The sequence below is a fragment of the Streptomyces sp. NPDC002206 genome, assembly GCF_053593595.1.
The window spans coordinates 229,332-255,217 of sequence record NZ_JBSFCW010000011.1 but is presented as its reverse complement, the minus strand read 5'-3'; the positions used below and the strand labels follow the sequence as shown (position 1 = coordinate 255,217).

General features: G+C 69.6%; 24 protein-coding genes and 1 pseudogene. 9 read left to right on the top strand and 16 right to left on the bottom strand.

The annotated features are described in order from the left end of the window. Window positions 1-119 precede the first annotated feature (119 nt). The gene (locus ACWCP8_RS22360) at window positions 120-2,843 is read right to left on the bottom strand and encodes a CBM96 family carbohydrate-binding protein (protein WP_451117662.1); all 2,724 of its coding nucleotides are present in this window, start codon (window positions 2,841-2,843) and stop codon (window positions 120-122) included. Window positions 2,844-3,099: 256 nt separating this feature from the next. Continuing rightward, window positions 3,100-4,113 (bottom strand): GDP-mannose 4,6-dehydratase, encoded by a 1,014-nt coding sequence (gene gmd, locus ACWCP8_RS22355; protein WP_451117660.1) that lies wholly within the window; start codon window positions 4,111-4,113, stop codon window positions 3,100-3,102. Between the two features lie 152 nt (window positions 4,114-4,265). Here gmd and ACWCP8_RS22350 point away from each other — a divergent pair. Beyond that, window positions 4,266-4,841 (top strand): annotated as a pseudogene (locus ACWCP8_RS22350) (NAD-dependent epimerase/dehydratase family protein); the annotation flags it as partial. Between the two features lie 68 nt (window positions 4,842-4,909). Here the strand turns inward: ACWCP8_RS22350 and ACWCP8_RS22345 are convergent. Further along, window positions 4,910-6,313 (bottom strand): exopolysaccharide biosynthesis polyprenyl glycosylphosphotransferase, encoded by a 1,404-nt coding sequence (locus ACWCP8_RS22345; protein WP_451117659.1) that lies wholly within the window; start codon window positions 6,311-6,313, stop codon window positions 4,910-4,912. A gap of 359 nt (window positions 6,314-6,672) precedes the next feature. Between ACWCP8_RS22345 and ACWCP8_RS22340 the strand changes: the two genes are divergently transcribed. Continuing rightward, entirely contained in the window at window positions 6,673-7,842 is a 1,170-nt protein-coding gene (locus ACWCP8_RS22340) for an LCP family protein (RefSeq protein WP_451117657.1), read from the top strand. A 113-nt stretch (window positions 7,843-7,955) separates the two neighbouring features. Further along, entirely contained in the window at window positions 7,956-9,464 is a 1,509-nt protein-coding gene (locus ACWCP8_RS22335) for a glycoside hydrolase family 71 protein (protein ID WP_352269415.1), read from the top strand. Window positions 9,465-9,798: 334 nt separating this feature from the next. Here ACWCP8_RS22335 and ACWCP8_RS22330 read toward each other — a convergent pair whose 3' ends face one another. After that, window positions 9,799-10,206 carry a cupredoxin domain-containing protein gene (locus ACWCP8_RS22330; protein ID WP_451117656.1) on the bottom strand — a complete coding sequence of 136 codons (408 nt, stop codon included), beginning with the start codon at window positions 10,204-10,206 and terminating at the stop codon, window positions 9,799-9,801. Between ACWCP8_RS22330 and ACWCP8_RS22325 the strand changes: the two genes are divergently transcribed. Then, window positions 10,205-10,498: a hypothetical protein gene (locus ACWCP8_RS22325; RefSeq protein WP_451117655.1), complete on the top strand. Its 294-nt coding sequence runs from the start codon at window positions 10,205-10,207 to the stop codon at window positions 10,496-10,498. The two genes, ACWCP8_RS22330 and ACWCP8_RS22325, sit on opposite strands and share 2 nt — an antisense overlap. A 115-nt stretch (window positions 10,499-10,613) precedes the next feature. Here ACWCP8_RS22325 and ACWCP8_RS22320 read toward each other — a convergent pair whose 3' ends face one another. The 5 genes from ACWCP8_RS22320 to ACWCP8_RS22300 form a co-directional block, all read right to left on the bottom strand. Next, window positions 10,614-10,772, bottom strand: coding sequence for a hypothetical protein (locus ACWCP8_RS22320; RefSeq protein ID WP_037822362.1), 159 nt, complete (start codon window positions 10,770-10,772; stop codon window positions 10,614-10,616). A gap of 66 nt (window positions 10,773-10,838) precedes the next feature. After that, window positions 10,839-11,789: a cytochrome c oxidase assembly protein gene (locus ACWCP8_RS22315; protein WP_352269419.1), complete on the bottom strand. Its 951-nt coding sequence runs from the start codon at window positions 11,787-11,789 to the stop codon at window positions 10,839-10,841. 111 nt (window positions 11,790-11,900) lie between these two features. After that, window positions 11,901-12,926, bottom strand: coding sequence for a 6-phosphofructokinase (locus tag ACWCP8_RS22310; protein WP_030921961.1), 1,026 nt, complete (start codon window positions 12,924-12,926; stop codon window positions 11,901-11,903). A 140-nt stretch (window positions 12,927-13,066) separates the two neighbouring features. Further along, the gene (locus tag ACWCP8_RS22305; RefSeq protein WP_267006400.1) at window positions 13,067-13,795 is read right to left on the bottom strand and encodes a type 1 glutamine amidotransferase; all 729 of its coding nucleotides are present in this window, start codon (window positions 13,793-13,795) and stop codon (window positions 13,067-13,069) included. Window positions 13,796-13,829: 34 nt separating this feature from the next. Continuing rightward, window positions 13,830-15,068: a Mur ligase family protein gene (locus tag ACWCP8_RS22300; protein ID WP_352269421.1), complete on the bottom strand. Its 1,239-nt coding sequence runs from the start codon at window positions 15,066-15,068 to the stop codon at window positions 13,830-13,832. A 114-nt stretch (window positions 15,069-15,182) separates the two neighbouring features. Here ACWCP8_RS22300 and def point away from each other — a divergent pair, with 114 nt between their 5' ends. Continuing rightward, window positions 15,183-15,728 carry a peptide deformylase gene (gene def / locus ACWCP8_RS22295; protein ID WP_352269422.1) on the top strand — a complete coding sequence of 182 codons (546 nt, stop codon included), beginning with the start codon at window positions 15,183-15,185 and terminating at the stop codon, window positions 15,726-15,728. 39 nt (window positions 15,729-15,767) lie between these two features. Here def and ACWCP8_RS22290 read toward each other — a convergent pair whose 3' ends face one another. Beyond that, window positions 15,768-16,418: a TetR family transcriptional regulator gene (locus ACWCP8_RS22290; protein WP_352269424.1), complete on the bottom strand. Its 651-nt coding sequence runs from the start codon at window positions 16,416-16,418 to the stop codon at window positions 15,768-15,770. Between the two features lie 185 nt (window positions 16,419-16,603). Here ACWCP8_RS22290 and ACWCP8_RS22285 point away from each other — a divergent pair, with 185 nt between their 5' ends. Continuing rightward, complete coding sequence (locus ACWCP8_RS22285) at window positions 16,604-17,830, top strand: acyl-CoA dehydrogenase family protein (protein ID WP_352269425.1); 1,227 nt, start codon at window positions 16,604-16,606, stop codon at window positions 17,828-17,830. A 159-nt stretch (window positions 17,831-17,989) separates the two neighbouring features. Here ACWCP8_RS22285 and ACWCP8_RS22280 read toward each other — a convergent pair whose 3' ends face one another. From ACWCP8_RS22280 to ACWCP8_RS22270, 3 genes are all read right to left on the bottom strand, one after another. Next, window positions 17,990-18,478 carry a glutathione peroxidase gene (locus ACWCP8_RS22280; protein ID WP_352269426.1) on the bottom strand — a complete coding sequence of 163 codons (489 nt, stop codon included), beginning with the start codon at window positions 18,476-18,478 and terminating at the stop codon, window positions 17,990-17,992. Between the two features lie 67 nt (window positions 18,479-18,545). Further along, a complete protein-coding gene (locus ACWCP8_RS22275; RefSeq protein ID WP_352269428.1) occupies window positions 18,546-19,127 on the bottom strand; it encodes a GNAT family N-acetyltransferase in 582 nt (193 codons plus the stop codon). Window positions 19,128-19,141: 14 nt separating this feature from the next. Continuing rightward, window positions 19,142-19,723 (bottom strand): helix-turn-helix domain-containing protein, encoded by a 582-nt coding sequence (locus tag ACWCP8_RS22270; RefSeq protein ID WP_352269430.1) that lies wholly within the window; start codon window positions 19,721-19,723, stop codon window positions 19,142-19,144. 150 nt (window positions 19,724-19,873) lie between these two features. Here ACWCP8_RS22270 and ACWCP8_RS22265 point away from each other — a divergent pair, with 150 nt between their 5' ends. The 3 genes from ACWCP8_RS22265 to ACWCP8_RS22255 all read left to right on the top strand — a co-directional run bounded on the left by ACWCP8_RS22265 (window position 19,874) and on the right by ACWCP8_RS22255 (window position 22,911). Next, window positions 19,874-20,320 (top strand): DUF7144 family membrane protein, encoded by a 447-nt coding sequence (locus ACWCP8_RS22265; protein ID WP_451117651.1) that lies wholly within the window; start codon window positions 19,874-19,876, stop codon window positions 20,318-20,320. 88 nt (window positions 20,321-20,408) lie between these two features. Then, entirely contained in the window at window positions 20,409-21,944 is a 1,536-nt protein-coding gene (locus tag ACWCP8_RS22260; RefSeq protein WP_352269431.1) for an MFS transporter, read from the top strand. Beyond that, complete coding sequence (locus ACWCP8_RS22255) at window positions 21,922-22,911, top strand: glutathione S-transferase family protein (protein ID WP_451117649.1); 990 nt, start codon at window positions 21,922-21,924, stop codon at window positions 22,909-22,911. Before ACWCP8_RS22260 ends, ACWCP8_RS22255 begins: the two co-directional genes overlap by 23 nt. A 60-nt stretch (window positions 22,912-22,971) precedes the next feature. On the opposite strand, the gene ACWCP8_RS22250 is transcribed toward ACWCP8_RS22255, so the two are convergent. From ACWCP8_RS22250 to ACWCP8_RS22240, 3 genes are all read right to left on the bottom strand, one after another. Next, window positions 22,972-23,547: a hypothetical protein gene (locus ACWCP8_RS22250; protein ID WP_352269434.1), complete on the bottom strand. Its 576-nt coding sequence runs from the start codon at window positions 23,545-23,547 to the stop codon at window positions 22,972-22,974. Between the two features lie 11 nt (window positions 23,548-23,558). Beyond that, window positions 23,559-25,010 carry an ATP-binding protein gene (locus ACWCP8_RS22245; RefSeq protein WP_451117647.1) on the bottom strand — a complete coding sequence of 484 codons (1,452 nt, stop codon included), beginning with the start codon at window positions 25,008-25,010 and terminating at the stop codon, window positions 23,559-23,561. 143 nt (window positions 25,011-25,153) lie between these two features. Next, window positions 25,154-25,843 (bottom strand): response regulator transcription factor, encoded by a 690-nt coding sequence (locus ACWCP8_RS22240; protein WP_352269436.1) that lies wholly within the window; start codon window positions 25,841-25,843, stop codon window positions 25,154-25,156. Between the last annotated feature and the right edge of the window lie 43 nt (window positions 25,844-25,886).

The window sequence follows — 25,886 nt, the reverse complement described above, 5'->3', positions numbered from 1 at the left end:
AGGCGACCAGCGCCTTGCCGTTCAGGAAGTCCGCGATCTCGCAGGCCGCGCGGGCCACCGAACCACCCTGGGTACGGGGCTTCTTGCCCGGCACCCCGCCCACGGGGACGCCGTGAGGGTTACGGCGCCCCGAAGGTCAGCACCAGCTGCGGAGTGTTCTCCGCGGCCGCGGCCTCACTGGACCACAGCCAGAGCGCGTCCGTCCCGGTGCTCGTGAGCGCCAGGTCGTAGCTGCCGCCCAGGGCCGGGGAGAGCGCCGTGGTGTCGAGCGTCGCCGAGTAGACCGTCGACAGGTCGGTGGCCCCGCTCAGGGTGCCGACCGAGGTCGAGGAGACGGCGGGCCGTGAGGTGTACGTGGTCCCCGCCTCCGTCCAGCTTCCGGTCACCGGCCGTACGGCGAAGTCGTCCGTGCTGCCCGCACTGCTCAGCGTGGTCGTCTTCACCGCGAGCCGCGCGCTCTTGAGCACGGTCCCCGCCGGGGCCGCCGGCAGGTCGAAACGCAGATACGTCTCGTACGCCGCGCTGCCACGCACCGCCAGCGAGGTGGAGGTGCCGTAGTTGGTGCTCGCGGCACCGGCGTTGACGTACGTGTCGTCCGTGGCGCGGACGGTCTGCACGCTGTCGGCCGGGGCGGTGGCCAGGGTGTAGTGGCTCTGCACCTGGGCCGCGCTCAGCACCGACGGGTAGATCGCGGTCTCGTCGATCTGCCCGGCGAAGTAGTTGCTGGACGGCTGGTTCGGCCACCCGTTGAGGTTGTCGCCGCCGACGTGCCAGTAGCCGCTGTAGGCCTGGCTGTTGGACTCGGCGAGCGTGCCGATCTGGGTGCCGTCCACGTACAGCGCCATCCCGGAGGAGCCTTGGGTGGCGACGACGTGGTGCCAGGCGCCGTTGTTGTAGCTGTCGGGGGTGGTGATGGTGCGGGCGGTGCCCGTCCACACGCCGAAGACCAGCCGGCCGTCGTTGCGCATGTAGACGTGCTTGTCGTAATTACCGCTGGCCCGCGTGGTGTTGTCGCCGAACCCGACGAGCTTGCCGCCACTGGTCGTGGTCGTCTTGAACCAGGTCTCGATCGAGTACTGACTCGGCACCGTGGTGCGCTTGTCGCTGTAGACGATCTGGTCGCTGCCGTTGAAACCGATGGCGGTGGACGGACCGGTCACGGCGGCCGGAGTCTGGCGCAGCGAGGGCCCGTTGACGTGGATGCCGCTCTGGTCGCCGGGCGAGGTGTCGCCGACGAACGGAGTGGCGGACTCGTCATAGCGCCAGTACAGGTTCGCGCCGTCGTCGAGCACCTTCGCCGGGTACTTCTGGGCGGAGGTCGGCACTGTCACCGAGGCCGTGGCGGACAGCGCGGAGGCGTTGCCCGCCCCGTCGGTCGCGGTCACCCGGTAGCTGTAGGTGGAGCCGGCCGTGACGTTGGTGTCGGTGAACGACAGCTGCGGACGCGACCACTCCACGGAGTCGCCGTCGACCGTGTACACCGGCGTGGAACCGCCGTTGCGGTACACCTTGTACGTCAGCTTGGTGTCGTCCGTGTCGAGGCTGGCACGCCAGCGGACGTGCGCCTCGGTCGGCTTGACCGACTCCGCGCCGACCGACGGCACCGTCGGCGCGCCGACGTCCGGGGTCGCCGCGAAGTGCGTCAGGCCCTGGGCCGCCGAGCCGTTGACGGTGGTGAACTCGCCGCCGACCCACATGTACTTGTTGTTGGAGGTCTCGGAGACCGCCATGGCGCGCGGGCCGATGCCCTCGCCGAGACCGTCGTTGGTGTCCGGGAACCAGCCCAGCTTGTTGGTGCCGGAGGTCGGCTCCGCGAGCAGGTGGCGACGGCGCCCGTCGGGGTACTCCCCGACGCTGGAGCAGTCGTGCGCGTGCGAGGCGCTGTACACCACGTTCTCGTACGACTTGACGGCCTGGGTGGCTCCCAGACAGGTGTCGCGCCAGCGCTGGTTCAGCGTGGACAGGTCCAGCGCGATGCGGCCGTCGAAGACGCCGCCGCCGGTGCCCTCGTTGCCGGTGTAGAAGCCGGTGGCGTCCGTGTCGAGCGCCTTGACCACCGAGTTGTTCTCGATGAACCCCGGGTAGGTGCGGACGTTGGCGCCCGTTGCGGAGTCGACGACGGCCAGGGCGTGCGAGTTCGCGCCGTTGACGGTGAAGAAGTCACCGCCGAGGATCACGTTGTTGCCGTCCGGGGTGACCGCGACGGCCCGTCCGGGCTCGTCGACGTCCGCCTGGAAGGGCTTGACGGCGCCGCTGGTGGCGTCCACCGCCGCGTACCGCGCGTGCGCGCTGCCGCCGACCGAGGTGAAGTCGCCGCCCAGGTACACGGTGTCGTTGGTGACCGCGAGTGTCCGCACGGTGGCGGAGACGCTCGGATGGAAGTTCGCCTTGGGCGTGCAGGTGGCGATGTCGATCGCGGCGAGGCTGCTGACCGGCGTGCCGTTGACCGCGCCGAAGTAGCCGCCCGCGTACAGCGTCTTCTTGTCCGGCGACACGGCGAGCGCGCGCACCGTCGCGCTGCCGCTGCCGATCGTGAAGGACAGGTTGCAGGACGTCGGGTTGCCGGTCGCCGCGTTCAGCGCGACGAAGTTCACCGCGTTCTGCGCGGTCCCGCTGCCCCCCTCGGGCGGACGCACCTGCGAGAAGGTGCCGCCGGCGAAGACCGTGCCGCCCGCCTCCGCCAGCGCCCACACGATGCCGTTGGTCTGCCAGGTCGGCAGGTCGTCGGCGGTGAAGGCGACCGGCGCGGTGAGTGCTGCGGCCGGTTGCGGCAGGGCCACCAGGCCCAGGCCTGCCGCGGTGGAAAGGACAAGGGCGGCGCTGAGCCCTCTGGATCTGTGCATGAACCCCCCGGCTTCCGGGCCCGGTTGCGGGCCCATTGCCTCGGCGTGCCCGGCGGTGTTTCCCCTGATCCGCACGGGCCGCGTGAACTGTTTGTTCGCGAACCATACGAGTACATGACACGTCATGGAACGCACTTGACTCATCTGGTAGGAAATTTCAAGGTGTTCACGGCGTTACTGTGACTCCCGGCATGCCCACCAGGCACACCCGACCTCCCTGTCAGAGGCGGTCGGCATCACACGCAGGTGGCCGGTGTCAGCGGTCGATGCGCACGACGGAGCCAGCGAGTTCCTTCTCCACCTGCAGCACATCGGCGTCGACCATGATCCGGGCCAGTTCGTCGACCAGGACGGTGGGCTTCCAGCCGAGCAGCTTCTGGGCCTTGGACGCGTCGCCGATCAGCGCGTCGACCTCGCTGGGGCGCTCGTACTTGGGGTCGTAGCGCACGTGCTCGTTCCAGTCGAGCCCGGCGTGGGCGAACGCCGTCTCCACGAACTGCCGCACGGTGGCAGGGACTCCGGTGGCGACCACGTAGTCCGTCGCCTCGTCGTGCTGGAGCATCCGCCACATCGCCTCGACGTACTCGGGCGCGTACCCCCAGTCGCGGACCGCGTCGAGGTTGCCGAGGTAGAGACGGTCCTGGAGGCCGGCCTTGATCCGGGCGACGGCGCGGGTGATCTTCCGGGTCACGAAGGTCTCGCCGCGGCGCGGGGACTCGTGGTTGAACAGGATGCCGTTGACGGTGAACATCCCGTACGCCTCGCGGTAGTTGACCGTGGCCCAGTACCCGAAGACCTTCGCGGCGCCGTACGGGCTGCGCGGGTGGAAGGAGGTGTCCTCGTTCTGCGGGGGCGGCGTGGAGCCGAACATCTCGGAGGACGAGGCCTGGTAGATGCGGGTCTCCACCCCGCTCGCCCGGATGGCCTCCAGCAGGCGCAGCGCACCGAGGCCGGTCACGTCACCGGTGTAGAGCGGCGCGTCGAAGGAGACTCGCACATGGGACTGGGCGCCCAGGTTGTACACCTCGTCCGGCTGTATGTCGCGCAGCAGGTTCACCAGCGCCACCCCGTCGGAGAGGTCGGCGTGATGCAGCACGAGGCGTCGCTCGGCCTCCTGGGGGCCCTGGTAGATGTGGTCGATCCGCTCGGTGTTGAAGCTGGACGACCGCCGCACCAGGCCGTGCACCCGGTATCCCTTCGACAGCAGCAGTTCCGCCAGGTACGAGCCGTCCTGCCCGGTGACGCCGGTGATCAGCGCGGTCTTGGTCATGCGGGGTTCCCCTCCCTGCCGGACCCGCCCCGGGGACGGATCCGGTCCGTACGCCCGCCGTGCGCGGGACGCATGTCATGAACTACTGGAAATTTAGGCGGAGTTGGCGGTGTGGGCGTGCTGATCGCACGGCGCCTGGCGTGATCCGGCTCATGACCGCATCGCTGCTGCCCGAAAGCGCCCGTGTCCTCGTCGCCGGCCACCGTGGCCTGGTGAGCTCCGCTGTGGCCCGCCGGCTCGCCGCCGACGGGCACCAGGTGCTCACCCGTACCCGCGCCGAACTGGACCTGCGCGACGCCGCGCGCACTGCGGCCGAACTGGCCACCCTGCGCCCCGACGCGGTGGAGCTCGCCGCCGCGAAGGTCGGCGGGATCATGGCCAACAGCACCCAGCCGGTGCAGTTTCTGGAGGAGAACCTCCAGATCCAGCTCAGCGTGACAGCCGGGGCGCAGGCCGCGGGAGTGGACCGGCTGCTCTTCCTGGGGTCGTCGTGCATCCATCCCAGGCACGCGCCCCAGCCGATCACCGAGGACGCGCCGCTGACCGGCCCCCTTGAACCCACCAACGAGGCATACGTCCTCGCGAAGATCACGGGCATCGTCCAGGCGCAGTCCTACCGGCGCCAGTACGGGGCGTCGTACATCAGCGCCATGCCGACCGATCTCTACGGTCCCGGCGACAACTTCGACCTGGAGACGTCGCACGTCCTGCTTGCCCCGATCCGCCGGACCGGGCTGGTTCACGGACCCCGGCGCGCGGCGCGCGCCGGGGCACTGTCCGGCCACCTGCGGCGCTCTCAGTACGCCCCGCGGCCGTCGACGACGGCGCGGAACGTGCGGGACATGACGTCCACATCACTGGTGAACGACCAGTTGTCGACGTAGCTGAGATCGAGCTGGACGGTCTCGTCCCAGGACAGGTCGGAGCGTCCGTTGATCTGCCACAGCCCGGTCATGCCCGGCCGTACGCTCAGCCGCCGCCACTCGACGGGCGTGTAGTGCGCCACCTCGTCGGCGAGTGGAGGCCGCGGACCTACCAAGGACATGTCACCCTTGAGGACGTTGACGAGCTGGGGCAGTTCGTCGAGCGAAGTTCGGCGCAGCCAACGACCTACCCGCGTGACCCGGGGATCGCGCCGCATCTTGAACATCAGGCCGTCGTGCTCGTTCTCCTGGGCCAGTGCGGCCTGCAGATCGTCGGCGCCCACTCGCATGCTGCGGAACTTCCACATCACGAAGGGGCGCCCGGCTCGGCCGATGCGCTCGCGGAGATAGAGCACCGGCCCCGGCGAGGACAGTTTCACTGCGGCTGCGACCACCAGCAGCGCCGGTGCCAGCACGAGCAGGCCCAGCAGGGCGGTGCTGCGGTCCAAGACCTCCTTGAGCAGAGGTTGAACACCCTCCCGCACCGGCGGGGCCACGCGCAGCAGTGACATCCCGCCGGCGGATCCGGTCTCCAGGCGCTTGACGGACACCTCCACCAGGCCGGGCGCAACGAACAGCTCGATGCCGGCGTCGTGCAGCCCCCAGGAGAGGCGGCGCAGCCGTTCACCGGAGAGCGCGGCGCCCGGGACGACCAGCACCAGATCGGCGCCGAGCCGGTGTACTGCGCTGATGACCAGGCCGGCATCCTCAGCGGGAGACTCGGGCGCAGTGGCGGTAAGCCGTTCCCCGGTCCGGATCCCCGACGCGAACTGGCCCCGTCCCACGGGGACGGCGCCCACCGCCACGTACGGGTGGTCGGTGCGCGCGGCGAGGTGTGCGGTGACGCCGTCCGCCGCGGTCGGCTCGCCCACCACCAGGACCTTGATCACCGCCTGCGCCCTGCGGCGCATCGCCGCGAGGTGACGGTGCACCGCCTTGCGGCACACCAGAGTCAGCAGCAGTGCGGGCAGCAGCGCCGCCAGGCACAGAGGCGCGCGCAGTCGCAGCCCCGCCGCGGTGTGCCCCATCGCGAGCACCCCCAGCAGGATGCACCAGTCGTGCAGTACCGGCAGCGTGCCCCGGCTCTCGCCGATGGCCCGGGCCGCGTAGCGCGAGCGGAACAGCTGGACGCCCGTCCAGGCGAGCCCGGCGAAGATGCCGCTCGGCACTGCCCACGGCTGGTGTGCGGCGAACAGCATCAGCGCCACTGGCACTCCGGCGCCGACGAGGTCGGTGATCAGCGACGCGGGAACATACCAGCGGGACTTGCGGCCCATCCACAGTGAGGACGCGGGCGCCCGCAAGCGCTTACGTGATCTTTCGGATTCAGCAGCCTGAACATCCCACATGTACCCCCCCAGGCACGTTCTGCGGCACGAGCAGCCGGATGTCGCGAACACATATGCGTCGAACATGCGGCACGATGGTGAACAGTACGGCAAACTTGTGCACACATGGGGGCGTTTACGTGAACGTCACCGAGAAGTGCCGAGCCGTACGAAGTCCCGTACGGCGCCTGCTGGTTGATCGCGCGTGGTGACGGTCGCACGGAAAGTAATACGAAAGTCGAACGTGCTGGCTACAGTGTGCGCCTGGCGCGGAAGGGGCCGCGCCGCGTCCATGGGGGGAGTGCGTGGTGGGGGACAGGAACACGGCCGAGGCCGAAGCGACGGGTCTGGACGAAGCGGCGGAACGGGAGGAAGGGGCGGGCGGAGCCGGTCCGGTGGCATCCGACCCGGTGGTCGACGTCCGCGATCCGTCAACCGATGTTTCGCAAGAGGGGGTTGATGCCGCCGGAATATCGCGGGCGCAGCCCCGGCGTGGCAGAAACCGCACGCGGCGGGTGCTCCTCGGGGCGCTCGCACTGCTCGCTGTGGGAGTGCTCATGGTGGCCGGGTGCGCCTGGTGGGCCGTCGACCACTACACCGGGAAGGTCGACCGCATCTCCGGTGTCTTCCCGACGAAGGTCCCCGCGGCGGCGCAGCCGGCGCCCTCCGCGGGCGGGCAGACCTTCCTCCTCGTGGGTGTCGACAGCCGCTCCGCCCTGCCGACCACGGGTCGTGACGCCAAGGCCCCCGAGTGGAAGTACGGTGCCCAGCGCAGTGACACGATGATGCTGGTCCACCTCCCGGCCGACCACTCCGGCGCGTACGTCGTCTCGCTGCCCCGTGACGCGTGGGTGGACATCCCCGGACACGGCAAGGCCAAGCTCAACGCCGCCTTCTCCTGGGGCGGACCGCCGTTGCTCATCGACACCGTGCAGCGGCTGACCAAGGTGCGCGTCGACCATCTCGCCGTCATCGACTGGGACGGTTTCAAGAAACTCACCGACTCCGTGGGCGGAGTGGACCTCGTCGTGGACGGCGCCGACCGGCACATGAACGGAACGCAGGCCCTGGTGTACGTGCGTGAGCGATATCACCTCGCCCGCGGCGACTTCGACCGCACGCACCGTCAGCAGTACTTCCTGCGGACGCTGCTGGCGAAGGTCATGCGTCCTTCGACCTTCTCCAACCCCGTCAAGGCCACCGAGGTGCTGGACGACCTCACCGCTGCCGTGAGCGTCGACGATCGGCTCGGCGACGGCGACCTGCGTGCCCTGCTGTGGGACAACAAGGAGGTCCGACCCGGGGACATCGTCTTCCTGAACGCTCCCGCCAAGGGAACCGGCATGATCTCCGGTCAGTCCGTGGTCCTCCTGGATTCCGCCGCGGGCCCTCAGCTGTGGCGGGCCATGCGCGAGGACGCCCTCGACGGCTACCTGCAGTCGCACGACACCGACCGGCTCGGCGCCACGACTCCCTGACGGGACAGCGGTGACCGCCGGAAATGCCCGCCTGGTGACGCTTCGCCGGACAATGGGGCGTCTGTGCACTAGAGTCCCCACCGGCGGCCCACCGGAGTCCGCGGAGGACACCCATGACGGATCATCCCGCTCGTCGAACGTACCGGCACCGAAGGCCGTCGGGCCGGCGGCGGCGCGCCGCACTCGGTGCCCTGTTCGGCCTGCTGCTGATCGGACTGATCGCCGGCACCGGGCTGGCCCGTGACCGGGAAGACGCGCCCCCAGCCGAGCGAACGGGCGCCGAGGCGCTTCCTTTCGACCTGCCGACCGCCGATGTGCTCCGCGACGGTCCGCACCTGGTCTTCGCGCACTACTTTCCGCCGTATCCGCTCTCTCTCGACAACCAGCCCGCCGAGCACGACTACTACGCGCGCAACTACCTCACGCCGCAAGGTGAGCAGGGCAGGCACGGGGCCTACGGAGGACTGCTGCGTGACCGGCCGCTGCCCGTGCAGCCGTCCAGCGGCGACTGGCGACTCGCCAACCTGGAGCGGGAGGTGCGGACTGCCCGGGACGCCGGCCTCGACGGATTCACTGTCGACATTCTCTCCTTGACCGGCACCAACCGGCAGCGCGTCGACATGCTGCTGCGCGCGGCGCACCGCGTCGATCCGGGCTTCCGGATCGCGCTGATGCCGGACATGACCTCCCTGCACACCGACCCGCGCACCCTCGCCGACCAGTTGGCCCGGCTTGCCGCGTCCCCGTCCGCATACCGGCTGGCCGACGGGCGCCTCGTGGTCTCCCCGTTCAAGGCCGAGGCCCAGGACCCCGCCTGGTGGGGTCAAGTCATCGCGCGCCTGCGCGACCACGGCATCGGCACCGCGCTCGTCCCGGTCTTCCTGGACTTCCGCGCCAACGCCGAGCGGTTCGCGCCGATCAGCCACGCCTTCTCGTCCTGGGGCAACCGCAGCTACACCCGCCAGGACAACGTTCCCGGCGACATTCAGCTCGCCCACTCCCTGGGAAAGAAGTGGATGCAGGCCGTGTCCGTGCAGGACGCCCGGCCCAACCAGGGCATCTACGACGAGGCGGGCAACACTGCCACCCTGCGGTCGACCTGGAACCACGCCATCTCCGACGGTGCGGACTGGGTGCAGCTCACCACCTGGAACGACTACTCGGAAGGCAGCCAGTTCGCCCCCTCACTGCACAACGGCCACACGTATCTGGACATCTCCTCCTACTACCTCACCCGCTTCAAGACCGGAGCTTGGCCGCAGATCGTCCGCGACACCGTGTACGTCACCTCCCGCATCCAGTTCACGGATGCCGGCAGTGCCTCGCTTCAGCCCCGGCTGATGCGCCCGCGTCCGGGCACTGCGTCCCCGCGCGACCAGGTGGAGGTGCTCACCTTCCTGACCGCGCCCGCCACGGTCTCCGCGCGCGTGGGCACCGTGCCTCACACCTACCGTGCTCCCGTCGGTGTGTACGCCCAGGACCTGCCGCTGAGCCCCGGTCGCACCGAGGTCGTGGTGCGCCGCGCGGGGGGTACCGCCGCCGCCGTCACGACCCGCTGTCCGGCGCGGCGTACGGTCACCGTGCAGGACCTTCAGTACTACGCGGTCTCCAGTGGCCGATGAACTCCTCGAAAGCCCGAAAGGGCCCACCGTCCGGCCCCGCTCGATGGCCCGCATGCCGCTCATGCAGGCATGGGAGCGTGCTGTCGGTGTGAGCGGCAGGTGACGACAGCCGTCGTAGCTCGCCGATATTTCCTGGCAGAAGCGCTGCTGTGGCTGTTCGTGACGCTCGTTTGACGCTCCGGGCGCCCGAAGGGCCCCTCGAAACAGCCGCAAATTGCGCGAGGTGTAACGCTTCAGTGCGAGCCCGTACAGCTTCTCCTGGGAGCCGAACGCCCCGTACAGGCTGCCGCTGCCGATGCCAAGCGCCGAGGTCGGATTCTGCAGTGACGATTTTTCAGCGGACGGTGAGCGACCCCTTCATGTACGGGTGGAGGGTGCAGATGAAGGGGTACGCGCCCGCCTTGTCCGGTGCGGTGAACGTGACCGTCCGCCCGGCCGCCACATCGCCGGTGTCGAAGGCCTTGCTGCCGGTGTTCGTCACGGTGTGTGTCGCAGCGTCCTTATTGATCACGGTGACCTTCGTGCCCGCAGCCACGGTCAGCTGCTTGGGCCGGAACGTGAAGTCCTTGATCGTGATCAGCGCCTCACCGGTCCCGGACGGCGACGCGGCGGTGGAGGGGGACGGGGTGGACGTGGTCGAACTGCCGGTACCGCCGTTCGAACAGCCGGCAAGGGCTGCCACACAGACGGCCGTCGCGGCTACGGCGATACGAGTCCGGCCGGAAGGGAGAAGAGACAGCATGGTGTCAGTAGCCACTGTTGCTGCTCGGCTCGGCCTCGCCGTGAACTTGTTTTCGGAGGTATCGAGTACGTACCAGTCGGCACCGAACGCCTTCGAAGCCTGGCCGCCGGCGTTCCTCGACGGCGAGGACTTCGTACTGCTGCCGCTGTCGGAACACCCGCCGACGGTGCCGGTGAACTGGCCCACCGCGAGCACGGCAGCGGCTCTCCGGGCGCGCTTCCTCATCAAGGACTCCCTCGGATCGGGCCGCCGCTCCGGCAGCGCTGTGGCCCGAACAGTAGGGGCCTCATGATCCGTGGAAGTGCAGGCGCTCGGTGCGAGGCACCGAGCAGATCCAACCGGCGTACGGTTCCCGGCCGCGTTGCTCCGGCCGGGCCCCGTCCGACGTACCCGGAAGCAGTAGCCGCTCAGGTGTCGCGCGTGGCGGCCATCCCCAGGGTGATCAGCCCGAGCACCACCCAGCCGAACCAGAGCCAGCCGTTGCTCCCCAGCGCCACCGTGTAGGCGGTGACCGCCACCAGGGCCCCGACGGTGAGCATCCCCATCGTCTTCGTGGATCCGGACATGCGCGCACCCTCCTTGTCGGCCGCGCGGCCGTGGACCCCATCGTCACCCGGAAGGTGCGTCCACCGCTACTGTCCGCGCGCCTGCAACGAGGCGAGGTAGGCGTTGTACGCCTTCAGCTCCTGGTCGCCGTCCCGGTCGGCGGCGCGGTCCGCGCGCCTCGCCGTCCGCTGCTCGGACCGGTACCACTGGAAGACCAGCGCGATCAGCACCAGCACCGAAGGGATCTCACTGAACGCCCAGGCGATGCCGCCCGCCCAGTTCTGGTCGCTCAGCGCGTCGATGCCGAGCGAGGCCGGCGGATGCTTGTACGTCTCCACCATCGGCGAGGTCGCCATCATCAGCGCGATGCCGAAGAACGCGTGGAACGGCATTCCCGCGAACAGCTCCAGCATCCGCATCACATAGCCGGGCCGTTGCGGGCCCGGGTCGACGCCCATGATCGGCCAGAAGAAGACCAGGCCGACCGCGAGGAAGTGCACCATCATCGCGAGGTGCCCGGTCTTCGAACTCATCAGGAAGTCGAACAGCGGGGTGAAGTAGAGCGCGTACAGGCTGGCGATGAAGAGCGGGATGGTGAACACCGGATGCGTGATGATCTTCATGTACCGGCTGTGCAGCAGCATGAGCAGCAGCTCGCGCGGGCCCTTCCGGCCCCGGCCCGCGACGGGCAGGGCGCGCAGCGCCAGTGTCACGGGGGCGCCCAGCAGCAGCAGGATCGGCGACAGCATGCTGATCACCATGTGCTGCACCATGTGCACGCTGAACATGACCATGCCGTAGTCGTTGAGCCTGGTGCACATGACCAGGGCGATGGTCAGCACGCCGATGACGAAGAAGACCATCCGGCCGACCGGCCAGCTGTCGCCGCGTCTGCGCAGCCGCAGCACGCCGTACCCGTACAGGCAGAGCGCCAGGACGCAGCCGACCAGGAAGAACGGGTCCGCGGAGAATGGGAGCCCACGTCCCAGCGTGAACGGCGGCAGATCCATGTTCATGCCGTGCCCGCTGTGATCCATCTGTTCACTCCCGCTGGGGACGTCCCCGTTTCGTGCCGGTTGTCCCGACCAGAGTAGAACTGCCCCCGGCCGCAGCTGCGGCCGGGGGCAGTCGTCAGGATCCGGTGTTGCTCAAAGCACGCACTCGGCCTCGGCGTACCGCTCGGCCGGGACCGTCTTCAGCGTCTCCACGGCCTGGGCCAGCGGCACCATCGTGATGTCCGTGCCGCGCAGCGCCGTCATCATGCCGAACTCGCCGCGGTGCGCCGCCTCGACCGCGTGCCAGCCGAAGCGGGTCGCCAGAACCCTGTCGTACGCGGTCGGGGTGCCGCCGCGCTGCACATGGCCGAGTATGACCGGGCGGGCCTCCTTGCCGAGGCGCTGCTCGAGCTCGATGGAGAGCTGGGTGGCCACCCCGGCGAACCGCTCGTGGCCGTAGATGTCCTTGGTGCCCTGCTCGAACTCCATGGAGCCGGCGCGCGGCTTGGCGCCCTCGGCGACCACGACAATCGCGAACTTCTTGCCCGCCGAGAAACGCTTGCCGACCAGCTCGGTCAGCTCGTCCATGTCGAAGGGGCGCTCCGGCACGACGATGGCGTGCGCACCGGCCGCCATGCCCGAATGCAGGGCGATCCAGCCGGTGTGGCGGCCCATGACTTCCACGATCAGCACCCGCTGGTGCGATTCGGCGGTGGTCTTCAGCCGGTCGAGGGCCTCGGTGGCGACACCGACCGCGGTGTCGAAGCCGAAGGTCACATCGGTCGACGCGATGTCGTTGTCGATGGTCTTCGGTACGCCGACGATCGGCAGCCCCGCCTCGGAGAGCAGATTGGCCGCCTTCAGCGTGCCCTCGCCACCGATCGGGATGATCGCGTCGAGACCGAGATCGGCGACATGGCCCTTGGCCTGTTCGACGCCGCCCCGCAGATGCGCGGGCTGGACCCGGGAGGAGCCGAGAATCGTACCGCCACGGGCGAGAATGCCACCGACCGCGTCGAGGTCGAGCTTGCGGTAGTCGCACTCGAGGAGGCCCTTCCACCCGTCGTGGAAGCCGATGACCTCGTCGCCGTGGTCGACCACCGCGCGGTGCACGACGGAGCGGATGACGGCATTGAGGCCGGGGCAGTCGCCGCCGGAGGTGAGCACACCAATTCGCATTGCCCGGGAAACCTTTGCAACGTGGGCCGACGACCGGACCACGTCGTCCGGTTGGATCCCCGCCACCCTACCGGCGCAGGGTGGCGGGACCGAACCAGGCGTCCGCCTGCTGGACTCCGCTCAGTTGAGCGAATGGTCCGTCATGCGGGCTGGGTCGCCGAGGCGATGCGCTCGGCGCGCAGCGCCTCGTACCAACGGTCGTCCGTCGGCGGCAGCGCGTTGACGTCGAGGGCCAGCTTCAGCAGCAGGTCCGCGATCATCGGGTTACGGGCCATCACGGGCCCGTGCATGTACGTACCGAAGACCGTGTCGTTGTACGCGCCCTCGGTGCCGTCACCCGTGCCGTTGCCCCGGCCGAACTGCACCCGGGCGAAAGGCCGAGCCGTCGGACCCAGATGGGTGATGCCCTGGTGGTTCTCGAAACCGGTCAGCGGCGGCAGGCCCAGCTGCGGGTCGATGTCGGCCAGTACGTCACCGACGCACCGGGCTCCCTCGCCGCGGGTGGAGACCACGTCGAGCAGCCCCAGACCGGGCTCGCGCTCACCGAGGTCGTTGATGAACTCATGGCCGAGGATCTGGTAGCCGGCGCAGACCGAGAAGATGATCGCGCCGTTGGACGCGGCTCGGCTGAGACCGCCGTCGCGGCGCAGCCGCTCCGCGGCGAGCCGCTGCGGCCGGTCCTCACCGCCCCCGATCAGATAGATGTCGCCGGACGTCGGGATCGGCTGGTCGCTGCGCACATCGACGCGCTGCACGTCGAGACCGCGCTGCCGGGCCCGGCGCTCCACGACCAGCGCGTTGCCCTGGTCGCCGTAGGTGCTCAGCAGGTCGGGGTAGACCCAGACCAGACGCAGACCGTTGTTGCTCATGCTTCGTCCTCTCCGGAGGTGGCCGGGGCCGGGGTCAGTTGCCGACACGGCGGCGCAGGTCCTGGAAGGCGGTGTAGTTGGCGATGACCTCGATACGGCCGGGCGGGGCCTGCTGCACGGCCTCGTCGAGGTTCTCGCAGACCCGGAAGTCGAGACCGGCCACTTCGAGGCGGACCGCGAGGTCCAGCTTGCGGTCACCGAGCACGAAGATCGGGTGGCCGGCGAGCTGGGTGTAGTCGACGTCCCACAGCCACGAGGTGTCCGTGCCGTCCGCGCCACGGGCGTTGACGGAGAGGATCACCGGCGTGGGCGGCGGGTCGATCAGGGAAAACGTTTCGAGCCAGCCCGCCGGGTTCTTCGCCAGCAGGAGCCGCAGCTCACGGCCGAGGAAGGTGACCACGTCGTAGCGGCCCGCGACGGCCTGCACCTGATACATGCGCTCCAGCGCGACCTGCGGAGGCACCCCGAAGACGGCGGCGACGGCGGCCGAGCTGGTGGCGTTCGCCTTGTTCGCGCGGCCGGGCAGCTGCAGGTGGATCGGCCACGCCGAACCGTGCGGGTCCAGGACGTAGTCGCCGTGCAGCACCCAGCTCGGCGCGGGGCGGCGGAAGCCGCACTCGCCGCAGAACCAGTCGTCGCCGGGGCGCTGCATCACACCGCCGCAGGACGGACAGGACCAGGCGTCGTCCTTCCACGCCTGACCGGCCGCGACCCACACCACGTTGGTGGAGGAGGACGCCGCCCAGACGATCAGCGGGTCGTCGGCGTTGGCGACGATCACGGCCTTCGAGCCGGACAGCCCTTCACGCCACTTCTCGGCCAGCATCCGGGTCTCCGCGGCGCGGTCCAGCTGGTCGCGCGAGAGGTTGAGCAGCGCGATCACCTTGGGCGTCGTGTCCCGCGCGACACCGGCGAGGTACTTCTCGTCGACCTCGATCACGCCGTACTTCGCGTCCGAGCCACCGGCCAGGGCGGAGGTGATGCCCGCGGGCATGTTGGCGCCGAGCGCGTTCGACACAACCGGGCCCGCGGCCCGCAGCGCCTCGGCGATCAGTCGGGTCGTCGTCGTCTTGCCGTTCGTCGCCGACACGAGGATCACGTCCAGGTGCTGCGCCAGTCGCCCCAGCAGGTCGGGGTCGAGCTTGAGCGCCACCCGGCCGCCGATCACCGATCCGCTCCCGCGCCCCGCAGCGCGCGACACCGCCGCAGCGGCCTTGCCCGCCGTCACCGCCAGCTTGGCGCGCGGCGACAACGGCTCCGTGTTGCCTGCCATCGTCCTAGATCCTCCTTGCATCGGTCCGCGCCCAGCCTATCGATGTCCGGCACGGCGACCGCACCGCGGCACCGCCAGGAACGTGGAGGTCACGTGGAACGTACTCTTACGGCCATGCGAAACCGCCCGATCCCCGGCAGTTCCGGACTCGTCCGTGCCATGACCCTGCTCGGCGACCCGGTGCTCCACGGTGCCTGTGAGGAGGTCACCGACTTCGGGCCCTCGCTCGCCCGGCTGGTCGAGGACATGTTCGCCACGATGTACGCGGCGCAGGGGGTCGGGCTCGCCGCCAACCAGATCGGCGTCCCGCTGCGGGTGTTCGTCTACGACTGTCCGGACGACGAGGACGTCCGTCACCTCGGGCATCTCGTCAACCCGAAACTCGTCGAGGTGGACGGCATCACCGTACGCGGACCGGAGGGCTGTCTCTCGCTGCCCGGCCTGGAGGCCGCCACCCCGCGGTTCGACCATGCCGTGGTCGAGGGCGTGAACGTCGAGGGGGAGCCGGTACGGGTCGACGGCACCGGCTGGTTCGCGCGCTGTCTGCAGCACGAATGCGACCACCTCGAAGGCTCCGTCTACACGGACCGGCTGACCGGGCTGCGCCGGGCGAGGGCGCTGCGCGCGGCCCGCCGGGCGCCGTGGGGGCGTACCGACTGACCGCGACCGTGCGCCCGACAGAGTCTCAGCCGGTGGACGTCAGAAACCGGGGCCGCCCGGCCGGTCGCCCGCGGCGGCCAGCCTGCCCCACAGCAGATCGGCCAGGCTGCGCACCAACTGGGCGCGTGAGCAAGGGCGTTCGCTCAGCCACCAGTCGCCCGCGGCGTGCATCATGCCGACGATGCCGTGGCCCCAGATGCGGGCCATCTCCTGGCTGTCCGGCCCCAGGTCCACCCGCTCGGCGATCACCAGGGCAAGCTCCTCGCCGAGTCGGCGCAGGAGTGGGGCGGAGTGCCGCCCGACGTCGAAGCCCTGTTCGGGGGAGGGCGCGGGGTCGTCGGACGGGTGCATCAGGAAGCGGTAGACCTGCGGGCGGGCCTCGATCGCCGCGAGATACGTGTCGAGCGTCGCCTCGACCCGTTGGCGGCGTTCGGCGGGGGCGTCGAGGGCCGCCCGCAGTGCGCTCAGCAGAGCATCGGTGTGGCGCTTGGCGAGTGCGCGGTAGAGGCCGCCCTTGTCGCCGAAGTGCCGGTACAGGATGGGCTTGGTGATCCCGGCCTCGGCCGCGATGGCGTTCATCGACGCCTTGGGCCCGTCCCTGAGCACCACGCGGTCGGCGGCCTCCAGCAGCTCCCTGCGGCGCTGCTCGGCCGCGGTCCGCTGTCGCTCGGCCTGTCGTGTGGTCTCCATGTCGCCTCTCCCCACCCCTGGCCGTGTATATGGCCATGCGAGTCCGTTACGCCTGCGCAACGTAACACCCTGCCCAGCGGTGGTGCCGAACGGAGCCTGACCGGTTGACACAGTCTACTAGTCGGTAACAGACTGCCGTTACCGCAAGTAACGATTTGTTTTTACGGTAGTGCATGGAGGGGAACATGGCCGAGTTCACGCTCGAGCTCAACGACGACCAGAAGCAGGTCCGTGACTGGCTTCACGGTTTTGCCGCGGATGTGATACGCCCGGCCGCTGCGGAGTGGGACGAGCGTGAGGAGACGCCCTGGCCCGTCATCCAGGAGGCGGCCAAGGTCGGCATCTACTCCCTCGACTTCTACGCCCAGCAGTTCTTCGACCCGACGGGGCTCGGCATCCCGATGGCGATGGAGGAGCTGTTCTGGGGCGATGCGGGCATCGCCCTGTCGATCGTCGGTACGGGCCTGGCGGCCGTCGGCGTCCTCGCCAACGGCACCGAGGAACAGATCGGCACCTGGATCCCGCAGATGTACGGCGACGCGAACGATGTGAAGGTCGCCGCCTTCTGTTCGTCCGAGCCGGACGCGGGCTCGGACGTCGGCTCCATGCGGACCCGCGCGGTGTACGACCAGGCCAAGGACGAGTGGGTGCTGAACGGCACCAAGACCTGGGCGACCAACGGCGGCATCGCCAATGTCCATGTCGTCGTCGCCGTGGTCGACGCGGAGCTCGGTTCCAAGGGCCACGCCTCCTTCATCGTGCCGCCGAACACCCCCGGTCTCTCGCAGGGCCAGAAGTTCAAGAAGCACGGCATCCGGGCCTCGCACACGGCGGAGGTCGTTCTGGAGGACGTCCGGGTCCCCGGGCACTGTCTGCTCGGCGGCAAGGAGAAGCTGGACCAGCGCCTGGCGCGGGCCCGTGAGCGCGCGCAGTCCGGCGGCGAGCGTGTGAAGAACGCGGCGATGGCCACATTCGAGGCGTCCCGCCCGGCGGTCGGCGCGATGGCGGTCGGCACCGCGCGGGCGGCGTACGAGGTCGCGCTCGACTACGCCAAGACCCGTACCCAGTTCGGCCGGCCGATCATCGACAACCAGGGCATCGCGTTCCAGCTCGCGGACATGCGTACGCAGATCGACGCGGCCCGGCTGCTGGTCTGGCGCGCCTCCTGGATGGCGACCACGGGCAAGCCGTTCGAGTCCGCCGAGGGCTCGATGTCCAAGCTGTATGCGAGTGAGACGGCGAAGAAGGTCACTGCGCAGGCGATCCAGATCCTCGGCGGCAACGGCTTCACCCGGGAGTACCCGGTGGAGCGGATGCACCGGGACGCGGCGATCTACACCATCTTCGAGGGCACGAGCGAGATCCAGCGCCTGGTGATCGCGCGCACGCTGTCGGGCATGCCGATTCGCTAGCGCGGTGCCGGGTGGGTGGGGTGCGGGGGTGCCGGGGTGGTTGTGGTGCCTCCGCCCCCGCTCCGTCCTCGATCGCCGGACTGGCTGAGTGCTGCGCCGACGGAGTTGAGATCGTGCCGGGCGGGCTGACCATCGGCCCGCCCGGCACAATGCTGCCCGTCAGGCGGGGAGCAGGGCCTCGATCGCCGTCACGAGCTCCGGGGCCTCAGGCTCCGTGCGGGGGCGGATGCGGGCCACCGGCTCGCCGGTCGGGGAGATCAGGAACTTCTCGAAGTTCCACTGGACGTCGCCCGCTTCGCCGTCCGCGTCCGCGAGCTGCGTCAGTTCCGCGTACAGCGGGTGCCGCCCGTCACCGTTCACGTCGACCTTCGCCAGCAGCGGGAAGCTGATCCCGTACGTCGTCGAGCAGAACGTCTGGATCTCCTCCGCGTTCCCCGGCTCCTGGCCCGCGAACTGGTTGCACGGCACACCGAGCACGGTGAAGCCGCGGTCCCCGTACGTCTTCTGAAGCCGCTCCAGGCCTGCGTACTGAGGGGTGAGCCCGCACCGGGAGGCCACGTTCACCAGCAGGACCGCCTGGCCGCGGTACGCGCCGAGGGTGGTCGGCTCGCCGGTCAGCGTGTGGAGGGGAATGTCGTACAGCGTCATGAGGGTCTCCTTGTAAGTGTCCTGCTCGGTGCAAGCAACTTGCCCGGTCATTGTTATGCCCACCGCCTCATCGGCGCGAAGTCGATGGCCCGGCTGTCCCGATCACCTTGTAGTAGAACGTGGTCGGCTTCAGGGTCCCGGCCGGGTCGCCGGCGTAGTCCGGAATGGATCCGCACTCCGTCCAGCCCGCCGAGCGGTAGAGACGTTCGGCGGGGCTGCCGGTCTCGGTGTCCAGGACCAGCAATGTCAGACCGGCCTCGGCCGCCGCGCCCTCGGCGACGGCGAGCAGTGAGCGTCCGAGCCCCCGGCCCCGCATCGACGGGCGCACCATCACCTTGGTGACTTCGGCGCGATGACGGGCGTTCGGCAACGAGGTCAGGCTCAGGCCGATGGTTCCCGCCACCCGCTCGCCGTCCCGGGCGATCCAGACGCGCTGGTCGCCCGCGTCGACAGCGGTGGCGCGCCCCCGCCACCAGGCGGCGGCCGCACCGCGGTCGAGCGGTGCCAGGAACCCCACCGAGGCACCGCCGTCCACGGTCTCCACCAGGAGAGCGGCCAGCTCGTCGGCGTACGTGATCAGCTCGGGTCCGGAGACGGAGACGAGCTCGATGTGAGGAGTGGATGCGGCGAAGTGAGTGGCTTCGGTCATGACTCGGGTCCTTTTCACGGCAGAACGATCATCACGGCATAGCGGACCGGGCCCGGGCCCGGGCAGTGGAAGTGCGAAGGGCCGCGCAGCCGGAACCGCAGACAGTCGCCCTCGCGCACGGTGTGCACGGTGTTCTCGACGGTGATCTCCACCGTTCCCTCCAGCACCCAGATGTGCTGTTCAGGACCGGGCACCGGCGGCTGCTCGTACGCGATGCCGGCGCCCGCGTCGAGCGTCCCCTCGACGATCTCGGCACGTAGGCCGGAGTGCGGCGGCGAGACCGAGCGGCGCACAAAGCCGGACGCCTCGTCCCGCCACACCGGCTGCCGCTCGGCGCGCACCAGTTGCGGGGGCTCCGCCTCCACCTCCGTCAGCAGCCGTGACATCGTCCGCTCGTAGGCCGTGCACAACCGCCCGAGCTGGGCGGCGGTCGGGCTCAGCTCGCCGCGCTCCAGGCGCGACAGCGTCGAGCGGCTGACACCGCTGTGCCGGGACAGCTCGTCCAGGGACCAGCCGCGCTCGGTGCGGAGCTCACCCAGCCGGGCTGCCAGCCGGGCTTCGACGGATGTCGGTTCCACCTCTCCGGGCTCTCTCACGGCAGAGATCTTATCCCTGATCCGAGAGAGCTCGTGGGTGTGATCGGCCGGAATGCCGAGGGAGGGCCGTCGTGCCACGCTGAGACGGGGGATCGCGCCGGTCCGGCCTGTTCGGCCGGCCGGATGGCCCTGCCACCCAAGGAGGCCGACATGACCAGTGACGCCACCAAACCCAAAGCGGGCACCGCCGGACCCGCCCCATGGCATGGGCCCACATCCGGTACCACCGTCCTCGCGGCAGCCCTGATGATCTTCGGTGGAGCGATGGCGATCCTCGAGGGGATCGCGGCCATCGCCAGGGACGACCTGTTCGTCACGACGCGTCATTACGTCTTCCAGTTCAGCCTGTCGGGCTGGGGCTGGGTCCACCTCATTCTGGGCATCGTCATCGTCCTCGCCGGCTGCGCCGTACTCACCGGAGCCCTGTGGGCGCGCTACTTCGGTGTGATGGTCGCCGGGCTGGGCGCGATCGCCAACTTTCTGTGGGTGCCGTACTACCCCTTGTGGGCCATGACGCTGGTGGCCGTCAACATCTTCATCGTCTGGGCGCTGTGCACGGGCATGCACCGTGAAGCGGGCCAAGGCTCCGCGCCCTGACCCGGACGTGCCCGGCGGGCGGCGACCGTTACGGCAGTCGGCCCTGTCACGGGTGAGGAAACGCGCCTCGCCGCCTAGTGTGCGAGTCATGCCGGAGAGCGCAACGTCCCAGGGCGGCGCGGCGGGGTGCGAGAGCGAGATGGCCCCGGTGCCCGACCCCCGCCGCTGGCAGGCACTTGCCGTGTGCCTGGTGGCGGGCTTCATGACGCTGTTGGACGTGTCCATCGTCAATGTCGCCCTGCCGTCGATCCGTAACGACCTGCGGAGCCCGGAATCGGATCTGCAGTGGGTCCTGTCCGGCTACTCCCTCGCCTTCGGGCTCCTCCTCATCCCCGCCGGGCGGCTGGGCGACGCCCGGGGGCGCCGTGTGGTCTTCCTGGCGGGGCTGGCCGTGTTCACGCTTGCGTCGGTGGCCTGCGGAGCCGCCCCGTCGAGTTTCTGGCTGGTGGTCGCCCGGGTGGTTCAGGGCCTCGGCGGAGCCTTGATCTCGCCACAGATCTCCGCGTTGATCCAGCAGATGTTCTCCGGCCAGGAGCGGGGCCGCGCCTTCGGCATGTTCAGCACGGTGGTTGCCATCTCGACCGCCGTCGGCCCCCTGCTGGGCGGGCTGCTGATCCAGGCGGCGGGACGGGAGGGGGGCTGGCGCTGGGTGTTTTTCGTCAATCTGCCGCTCGGCCTCGTCTGCTTCCTGCTCGCCCGGCGCCTCCTGCCGGACACACCGGCGGCGGGCCGCGTACGGCCGAGGGACCTCGATCCCGTCGGCGTACTCCTCCTCGGTGCGGGCGTGCTGGCCCTGCTGCTGCCCTTCATCCAGGCACAGCAGTGGTCCGGCGACGGGAAGTGGCTGCTGGTGGCCGTGGCCGTGGTGCTGCTCGGCGTCTTCGCCTGCTGGGAGGCCCGGTGCGGTGGGCGTGGAACCGTGCCCGTCCTGGACATGTCGCTGTTCCGGCAGCACTCCTACTGGCTGGGCTGTCTGCTGAGCCTGCTGTACTTCGCCGGATTCACCTCGATCTTCTTCATCAGCACTCTCTACCTCCAGGCCGGACTGCACTGCACCGCCCTCCAGGCCGGACTGGCCATCACGCCGTTCGCTCTGGGGGCGGCGGCCGCCGCCGGACCAGGTGGCCGGATGGTAAGCCGCTACGGGCGACCGCTGGTCGCCGTAGGGCTGTCCATGGTGGTCGTCGGACTCGGCGCCACCGTGTTCGCCGTGCACTTGGTCCCGGGCAGCGGCGTCGCCTGGGCGATGGCGGCCCCGCTGCTCCTGGCGGGTGTGGGCAGCGGCCTCGTCATCGCCCCGAACCTGACCCTGACCCTGTCCCAGGTGCCGGTGGTCGGTGGCGGGAGCGCCGCGGGCACGCTCCAGACCGGCCAGCGCGTCGGCTCGGCGATCGGCATCGCCGCGGTCGGCTCGGTCTTCTTCGCGCGGCTGCCGTCCGCCGGCTGGAGGACCGCGTTCGACAGCGGGCTCATCGTCTCCGGCGCCTTCGTGCTGGGCGCACTCGTCCTGGCGATGACCGATGTGGCGGTCTCCCGGCGGAACACGAGACGTACCCACGGCCCGTCCGACCCCGGCCCGTCGCACTGGAAGGGAGACCACGATGAGCCACTCAACCGGCAGTGAGCCCGACGGCAACGCAGCGTACGGACACAAGCCGTTCAAGCGGTCCAGGAGCCACTTCGCCGACCGGATCACTGCCGACGGCCGCGACGGCTGGCCGGTCGAGGCGGGCCGCTACCGGCTGGTCGTCAGCCGCGCCTGCCCCTGGGCTAGCCGGGCACTCGTTTCCCGGCGGCTCCTCGGCCTGGAGGACGCCCTGTCGCTCGCCGTGGCCGACCCGATCCAGGACGACCGCAGCTGGCGCTTCACCCTGGACGAGGGCGGCCGCGACCCGGTGCTCGGTATCGCATATCTCAGCGAGGCGTACGAGGCGCGCGAACCCGGCTACCCCGGTGGTGTCAGCGTGCCCGCGATCGTGGACGTACCCAGCGGGAAGCTCGTCACCAACGACTTCCAGCAGATCACCCTGGACTTCGCGACCGAGTGGACCGCGCTGCACCGGCCCGGAGCGCCCGATCTCTACCCCGAACGGCTGCGGGACGAGATCGACGAGGTCATGGGCGGCATCTACCGCGACGTGAACAACGGCGTGTACCGGGCCGGATTCGCCAGTGGCCAGGAGGAGTACGAAGCCGCGTACCACGATGTGTTCCGCAGACTCGACCTGGTCTCCGAACGCCTCAGGGACCAGCGCTACCTGGTGGGGGACACGCTGACCGAGGCCGACATCCGGCTGTTCACCACACTCGTGCGCTTCGACGCCGTCTACCACGGGCACTTCAAGTGCAACCGCTCGAAACTCACCGAGAACCCCATGCTCTGGGCCTACGCCAGGGACCTGTTCCAGACCCCCGGATTCGGCGACACCGTCGACTTCGACCACATCAAGCAGCACTACTACCGGGTGCACACGGGCATCAACCCCACCGGCATCGTGCCCCTGGGCCCCGACCTCTCCGGCTGGCGGACGCCGCACCACCGCGAGCAGCTCGGCGGCCGCCCCTTCGGCGACGGCACCCCACCCGCGTAGGGGCCACAGACCGGTCGAACAATGATCCCTACCAGTACCGGGGTCGTGCCCGGGCTCCTCCTACGGCTTGAGAGGGTCGGGACACGAGCTGTCCGACTGCGTCATCGTCCATCCGTCCCCGAGCACATGGACGCTTGTGTGCACGGGGGAGCGTTGCGCATCGACGGGAGGAGCCGCAGCGGCGCCGTCCCGATTCGTGTCCGCGGGCAGCGCGGCAGACGGCAGAGCCACGTGAGCCACCGTGCACGCCAACTGCCGCATGGCCAGGTGGCTGAGGGGAGGGACGTCTTCGGGGAGTTGGATGGAGAGGGTGTTGTCGCCACCGATCGTCACGTCCGGTGTATCCGTCAGACGGGGCAGCTCCGTGGTGGTCGCCACGGCCTCGCTCGTGCTCGGTCCATCGAACAGCAAGCGCACGACGGCCCCGAAGTCCCCAGGGTCGCCGATCTTGCGGGGATAAGGCGTCAGATCGCCCTTGTGCAGGAAATAGACGGGGATGACGGTTGGCACCGAGGACTTTGCACCGGGAGAGAACATGCCGCTCGCCGGTTCGCCGGCCTGGATGACGTCGGACGGGGGGACTCCGCACGCCGAGAGTGTGAGCGCGGCCGTGAGCCCGGCCAGCAGCGCAGCCACGCGCGAGCCCCTCACCAGGCACTGCCGGTGGCGTCGTCGTCGGCAGCCGCGGAGTCGCGTTGCAGGGGGAGTTCGACCGTGAACACCGCGCCACCCTCGAACAGGTTCGCCGCACTGATGCGTCCTCCGTGCAGGTACACGTTCTCCGCCGTGATGGCCAGGCCCAGCCCGCTGCTCTCGCTTCTGGTCCGTGTGGTGCTCGCCTTGTAGAAGCGTTCGAAGATGTGCGGCATGGCTTCCTCGGCAATCCCCGGTCCGTTGTCGGTCACCTCGATGACGGCCCACGCCACGTCCGCCCGCTCCTTCTTCACGCCCATGCCCAGCCGCACCGGCGGCGCCCCGTGCCGCAGCGCGTTGCCGACCAGGTTGGCCATCACCACGTCGAGCCGGCGCGGGTCCACACGCGTCCTCAGCACGCCTGGTGGCGGCAGGTGGGTCTCCACCTGGCCCAGCCACCCCCGAGAGGAGAGGGTGTGCTGTACGAAGTCGGCCAAGTCGATCTCGTCCAGGTTGAGTTCCGCCGCGCCCGCGTCGAAGCGGGAGATTTCCATCAGGTCCTGCACCAGCCCGCTCAGCCGGCTGGTCCCCTCGCTGATGAGCTGCAACGCGTCACCGGTCTCCTGGTCCAAACGCATCGCCTTCTCGTCCAGCACGTCGGTGACCGCCGACATCGCCGCCAGCGGCGTGCGCAGTTCATGGGAGACGTCCGCGACGAAGCGGCGCGCCCGGGCCTCCAGGCGCCGCAACTCCGCGACCGACCGCTCCAGTGCGGCCGCCGTGTCGTTGAAGGATCGTGAGAGGTCGGCCAGTTCGTCGGAACCGTTGACGGCCAGCCGGACATCGAGGTGCCCCTCGGCCATCCGACGCGTCGCCCGGCGCAACGCCCGTACGGGACGGAGGACGCCGCTCGCGGCCAGCAGCGCCAGGACGACGGCGAGGCCCAGCGCCACCAGGGTGGCGTGCTCGATGGCGCTGACCATCGCTGTGACGTAAGCCTGTTCGGTGCTCTGCGGCACCACCAGGTACATCACGAGCCCCGAGAGCTTGGACTCCGTGCCCTCGCCGGAGTTGTACGTGACCGGCATTCCGACGACGAGATAGGGATGCCCGTCGGTGTTCACCCGCTGGAACACGGCAGCGCGTCGGGTCCCTACGGACCGGCGCAGTTCCGGGCTCAGCTTGTTGGAGACGTCAGTCGACGTGTAGGCGCGGAGGCTGCCGTACGTGGCCATTACCTGCCACCCTTGTGACTGGTTGGCGCGGAGTACCTGGTTCACCGCCTTCTGCAAGTGGCTCTGGCTCGGCGCCGGGGGCGTGTATACAGCCACGGCGTCGACGCTGGTCCGGAACTGCCGGATGACGGCGTCCTGGCTCTGCTGCAGCACCCCCGTGCGTGCCTCCCGGAAGGCGAGGGCTCCGGTGCTCAGGGCACTGGCCACAGCCACCAGGGCGAAGGCCACCACCAGGCGGGAGCGCAGGCCTCGCAGCGCAAGCGGTGCCTGCGCCAGGACCGCCCGAAGGAACCGCGCCGGCCTGGGGCCCTGCCCGGCTGCGACGGCCTCGCGTTTCCGTACGCTTTTTCGTGCCCGTACGGATCCCTGGCCACTCACTGGATACCGAAGCGGTAACCGAAGCCGCGAACGGTCTGGATGTACCGGGGATCCCCGCCCAGCTCACCGAGCTTGCCGCGCAGTCGCTTCACACAGGCGTCCACGAGTCGTATGTCGCCGTGATAGCTGTGCTCCCAGACCGCTTCCAGCAGCTGCTGGCGGCTGAACACCTGTCGGGGCGAGGCCGACAGGGTCAGCAGCAGCCGAAGCTCGGAGGGGGCGAGCGCGATGGGTTGACCGCGGTGTGTCACCACGAGCCCGGCCCGGTCGATGACCAGCTCACCGTGCGACTCCGCCCTGGGCCTGACGGCGTCGGAGACCGACGCGTCCTGCCTGCGCAGGACGGCCCGTATTCGCGCGTCGAGTACCCGGGCCTGCACGGGCTTGACCACGTAGTCGTCCGCGCCGGCCTCCAGCCCCACGACCACGTCGATGTCGTCCCCCTTGGCGGTCACCATGATGATCGGCACCTGGTCGCGGTCCCTGATCCGCCGACACACGTCGAGGCCGGATATGCCGGGGAGCATGAGGTCGAGCACGACGACGTCCGGATGGAAGGGGCGGAGCTGCTCCAATCCCTCCTCACCTGTTCCGGCGGCCAAAACGTCATGCCCCTGATGTCGCAGCGCCAGCTGGACAGCCTTACGGACATCTGGGTCATCTTCGACAAGTAGGACTCGTGGCACTTTGACAGTATGCACAGATCGTGTTCGGCGACTGTCCTGCAGG

Excerpts from the sequence above, each read along its gene's own strand:
- ACWCP8_RS22315 (WP_352269419.1), bottom strand. The coding sequence starts at position 11,789 with ATGGATCACAGCGGGCACGGCATGAACATGGATCTGCCGCCGTTCACG.
- ACWCP8_RS22300 (WP_352269421.1), bottom strand. The coding sequence starts at position 15,068 with ATGGCAGGCAACACGGAGCCGTTGTCGCCGCGCGCCAAGCTGGCGGTG.
- ACWCP8_RS22325 (WP_451117655.1), top strand. The coding sequence starts at position 10,205 with ATGGTGTCAGTAGCCACTGTTGCTGCTCGGCTCGGCCTCGCCGTGAAC.
- ACWCP8_RS22275 (WP_352269428.1), bottom strand. The coding sequence starts at position 19,127 with ATGACCGAAGCCACTCACTTCGCCGCATCCACTCCTCACATCGAGCTC.
- ACWCP8_RS22305 (WP_267006400.1), bottom strand. The coding sequence starts at position 13,795 with ATGAGCAACAACGGTCTGCGTCTGGTCTGGGTCTACCCCGACCTGCTG.
- ACWCP8_RS22360 (WP_451117662.1), bottom strand. The coding sequence starts at position 2,843 with ATGCACAGATCCAGAGGGCTCAGCGCCGCCCTTGTCCTTTCCACCGCG.
- ACWCP8_RS22330 (WP_451117656.1), bottom strand. The coding sequence starts at position 10,206 with ATGCTGTCTCTTCTCCCTTCCGGCCGGACTCGTATCGCCGTAGCCGCG.
- ACWCP8_RS22320 (WP_037822362.1), bottom strand. The coding sequence starts at position 10,772 with ATGTCCGGATCCACGAAGACGATGGGGATGCTCACCGTCGGGGCCCTG.
- ACWCP8_RS22310 (WP_030921961.1), bottom strand. The coding sequence starts at position 12,926 with ATGCGAATTGGTGTGCTCACCTCCGGCGGCGACTGCCCCGGCCTCAAT.
- ACWCP8_RS22290 (WP_352269424.1), bottom strand. The coding sequence starts at position 16,418 with ATGGAGACCACACGACAGGCCGAGCGACAGCGGACCGCGGCCGAGCAG.
- ACWCP8_RS22285 (WP_352269425.1), top strand. The coding sequence starts at position 16,604 with ATGGCCGAGTTCACGCTCGAGCTCAACGACGACCAGAAGCAGGTCCGT.
- ACWCP8_RS22345 (WP_451117659.1), bottom strand. The coding sequence starts at position 6,313 with ATGGGCCGCAAGTCCCGCTGGTATGTTCCCGCGTCGCTGATCACCGAC.
- ACWCP8_RS22265 (WP_451117651.1), top strand. The coding sequence starts at position 19,874 with ATGACCAGTGACGCCACCAAACCCAAAGCGGGCACCGCCGGACCCGCC.
- def (WP_352269422.1), top strand. The coding sequence starts at position 15,183 with ATGCGAAACCGCCCGATCCCCGGCAGTTCCGGACTCGTCCGTGCCATG.
- ACWCP8_RS22280 (WP_352269426.1), bottom strand. The coding sequence starts at position 18,478 with ATGACGCTGTACGACATTCCCCTCCACACGCTGACCGGCGAGCCGACC.
- ACWCP8_RS22335 (WP_352269415.1), top strand. The coding sequence starts at position 7,956 with ATGACGGATCATCCCGCTCGTCGAACGTACCGGCACCGAAGGCCGTCG.
- gmd (WP_451117660.1), bottom strand. The coding sequence starts at position 4,113 with ATGACCAAGACCGCGCTGATCACCGGCGTCACCGGGCAGGACGGCTCG.
- ACWCP8_RS22255 (WP_451117649.1), top strand. The coding sequence starts at position 21,922 with ATGAGCCACTCAACCGGCAGTGAGCCCGACGGCAACGCAGCGTACGGA.
- ACWCP8_RS22260 (WP_352269431.1), top strand. The coding sequence starts at position 20,409 with ATGCCGGAGAGCGCAACGTCCCAGGGCGGCGCGGCGGGGTGCGAGAGC.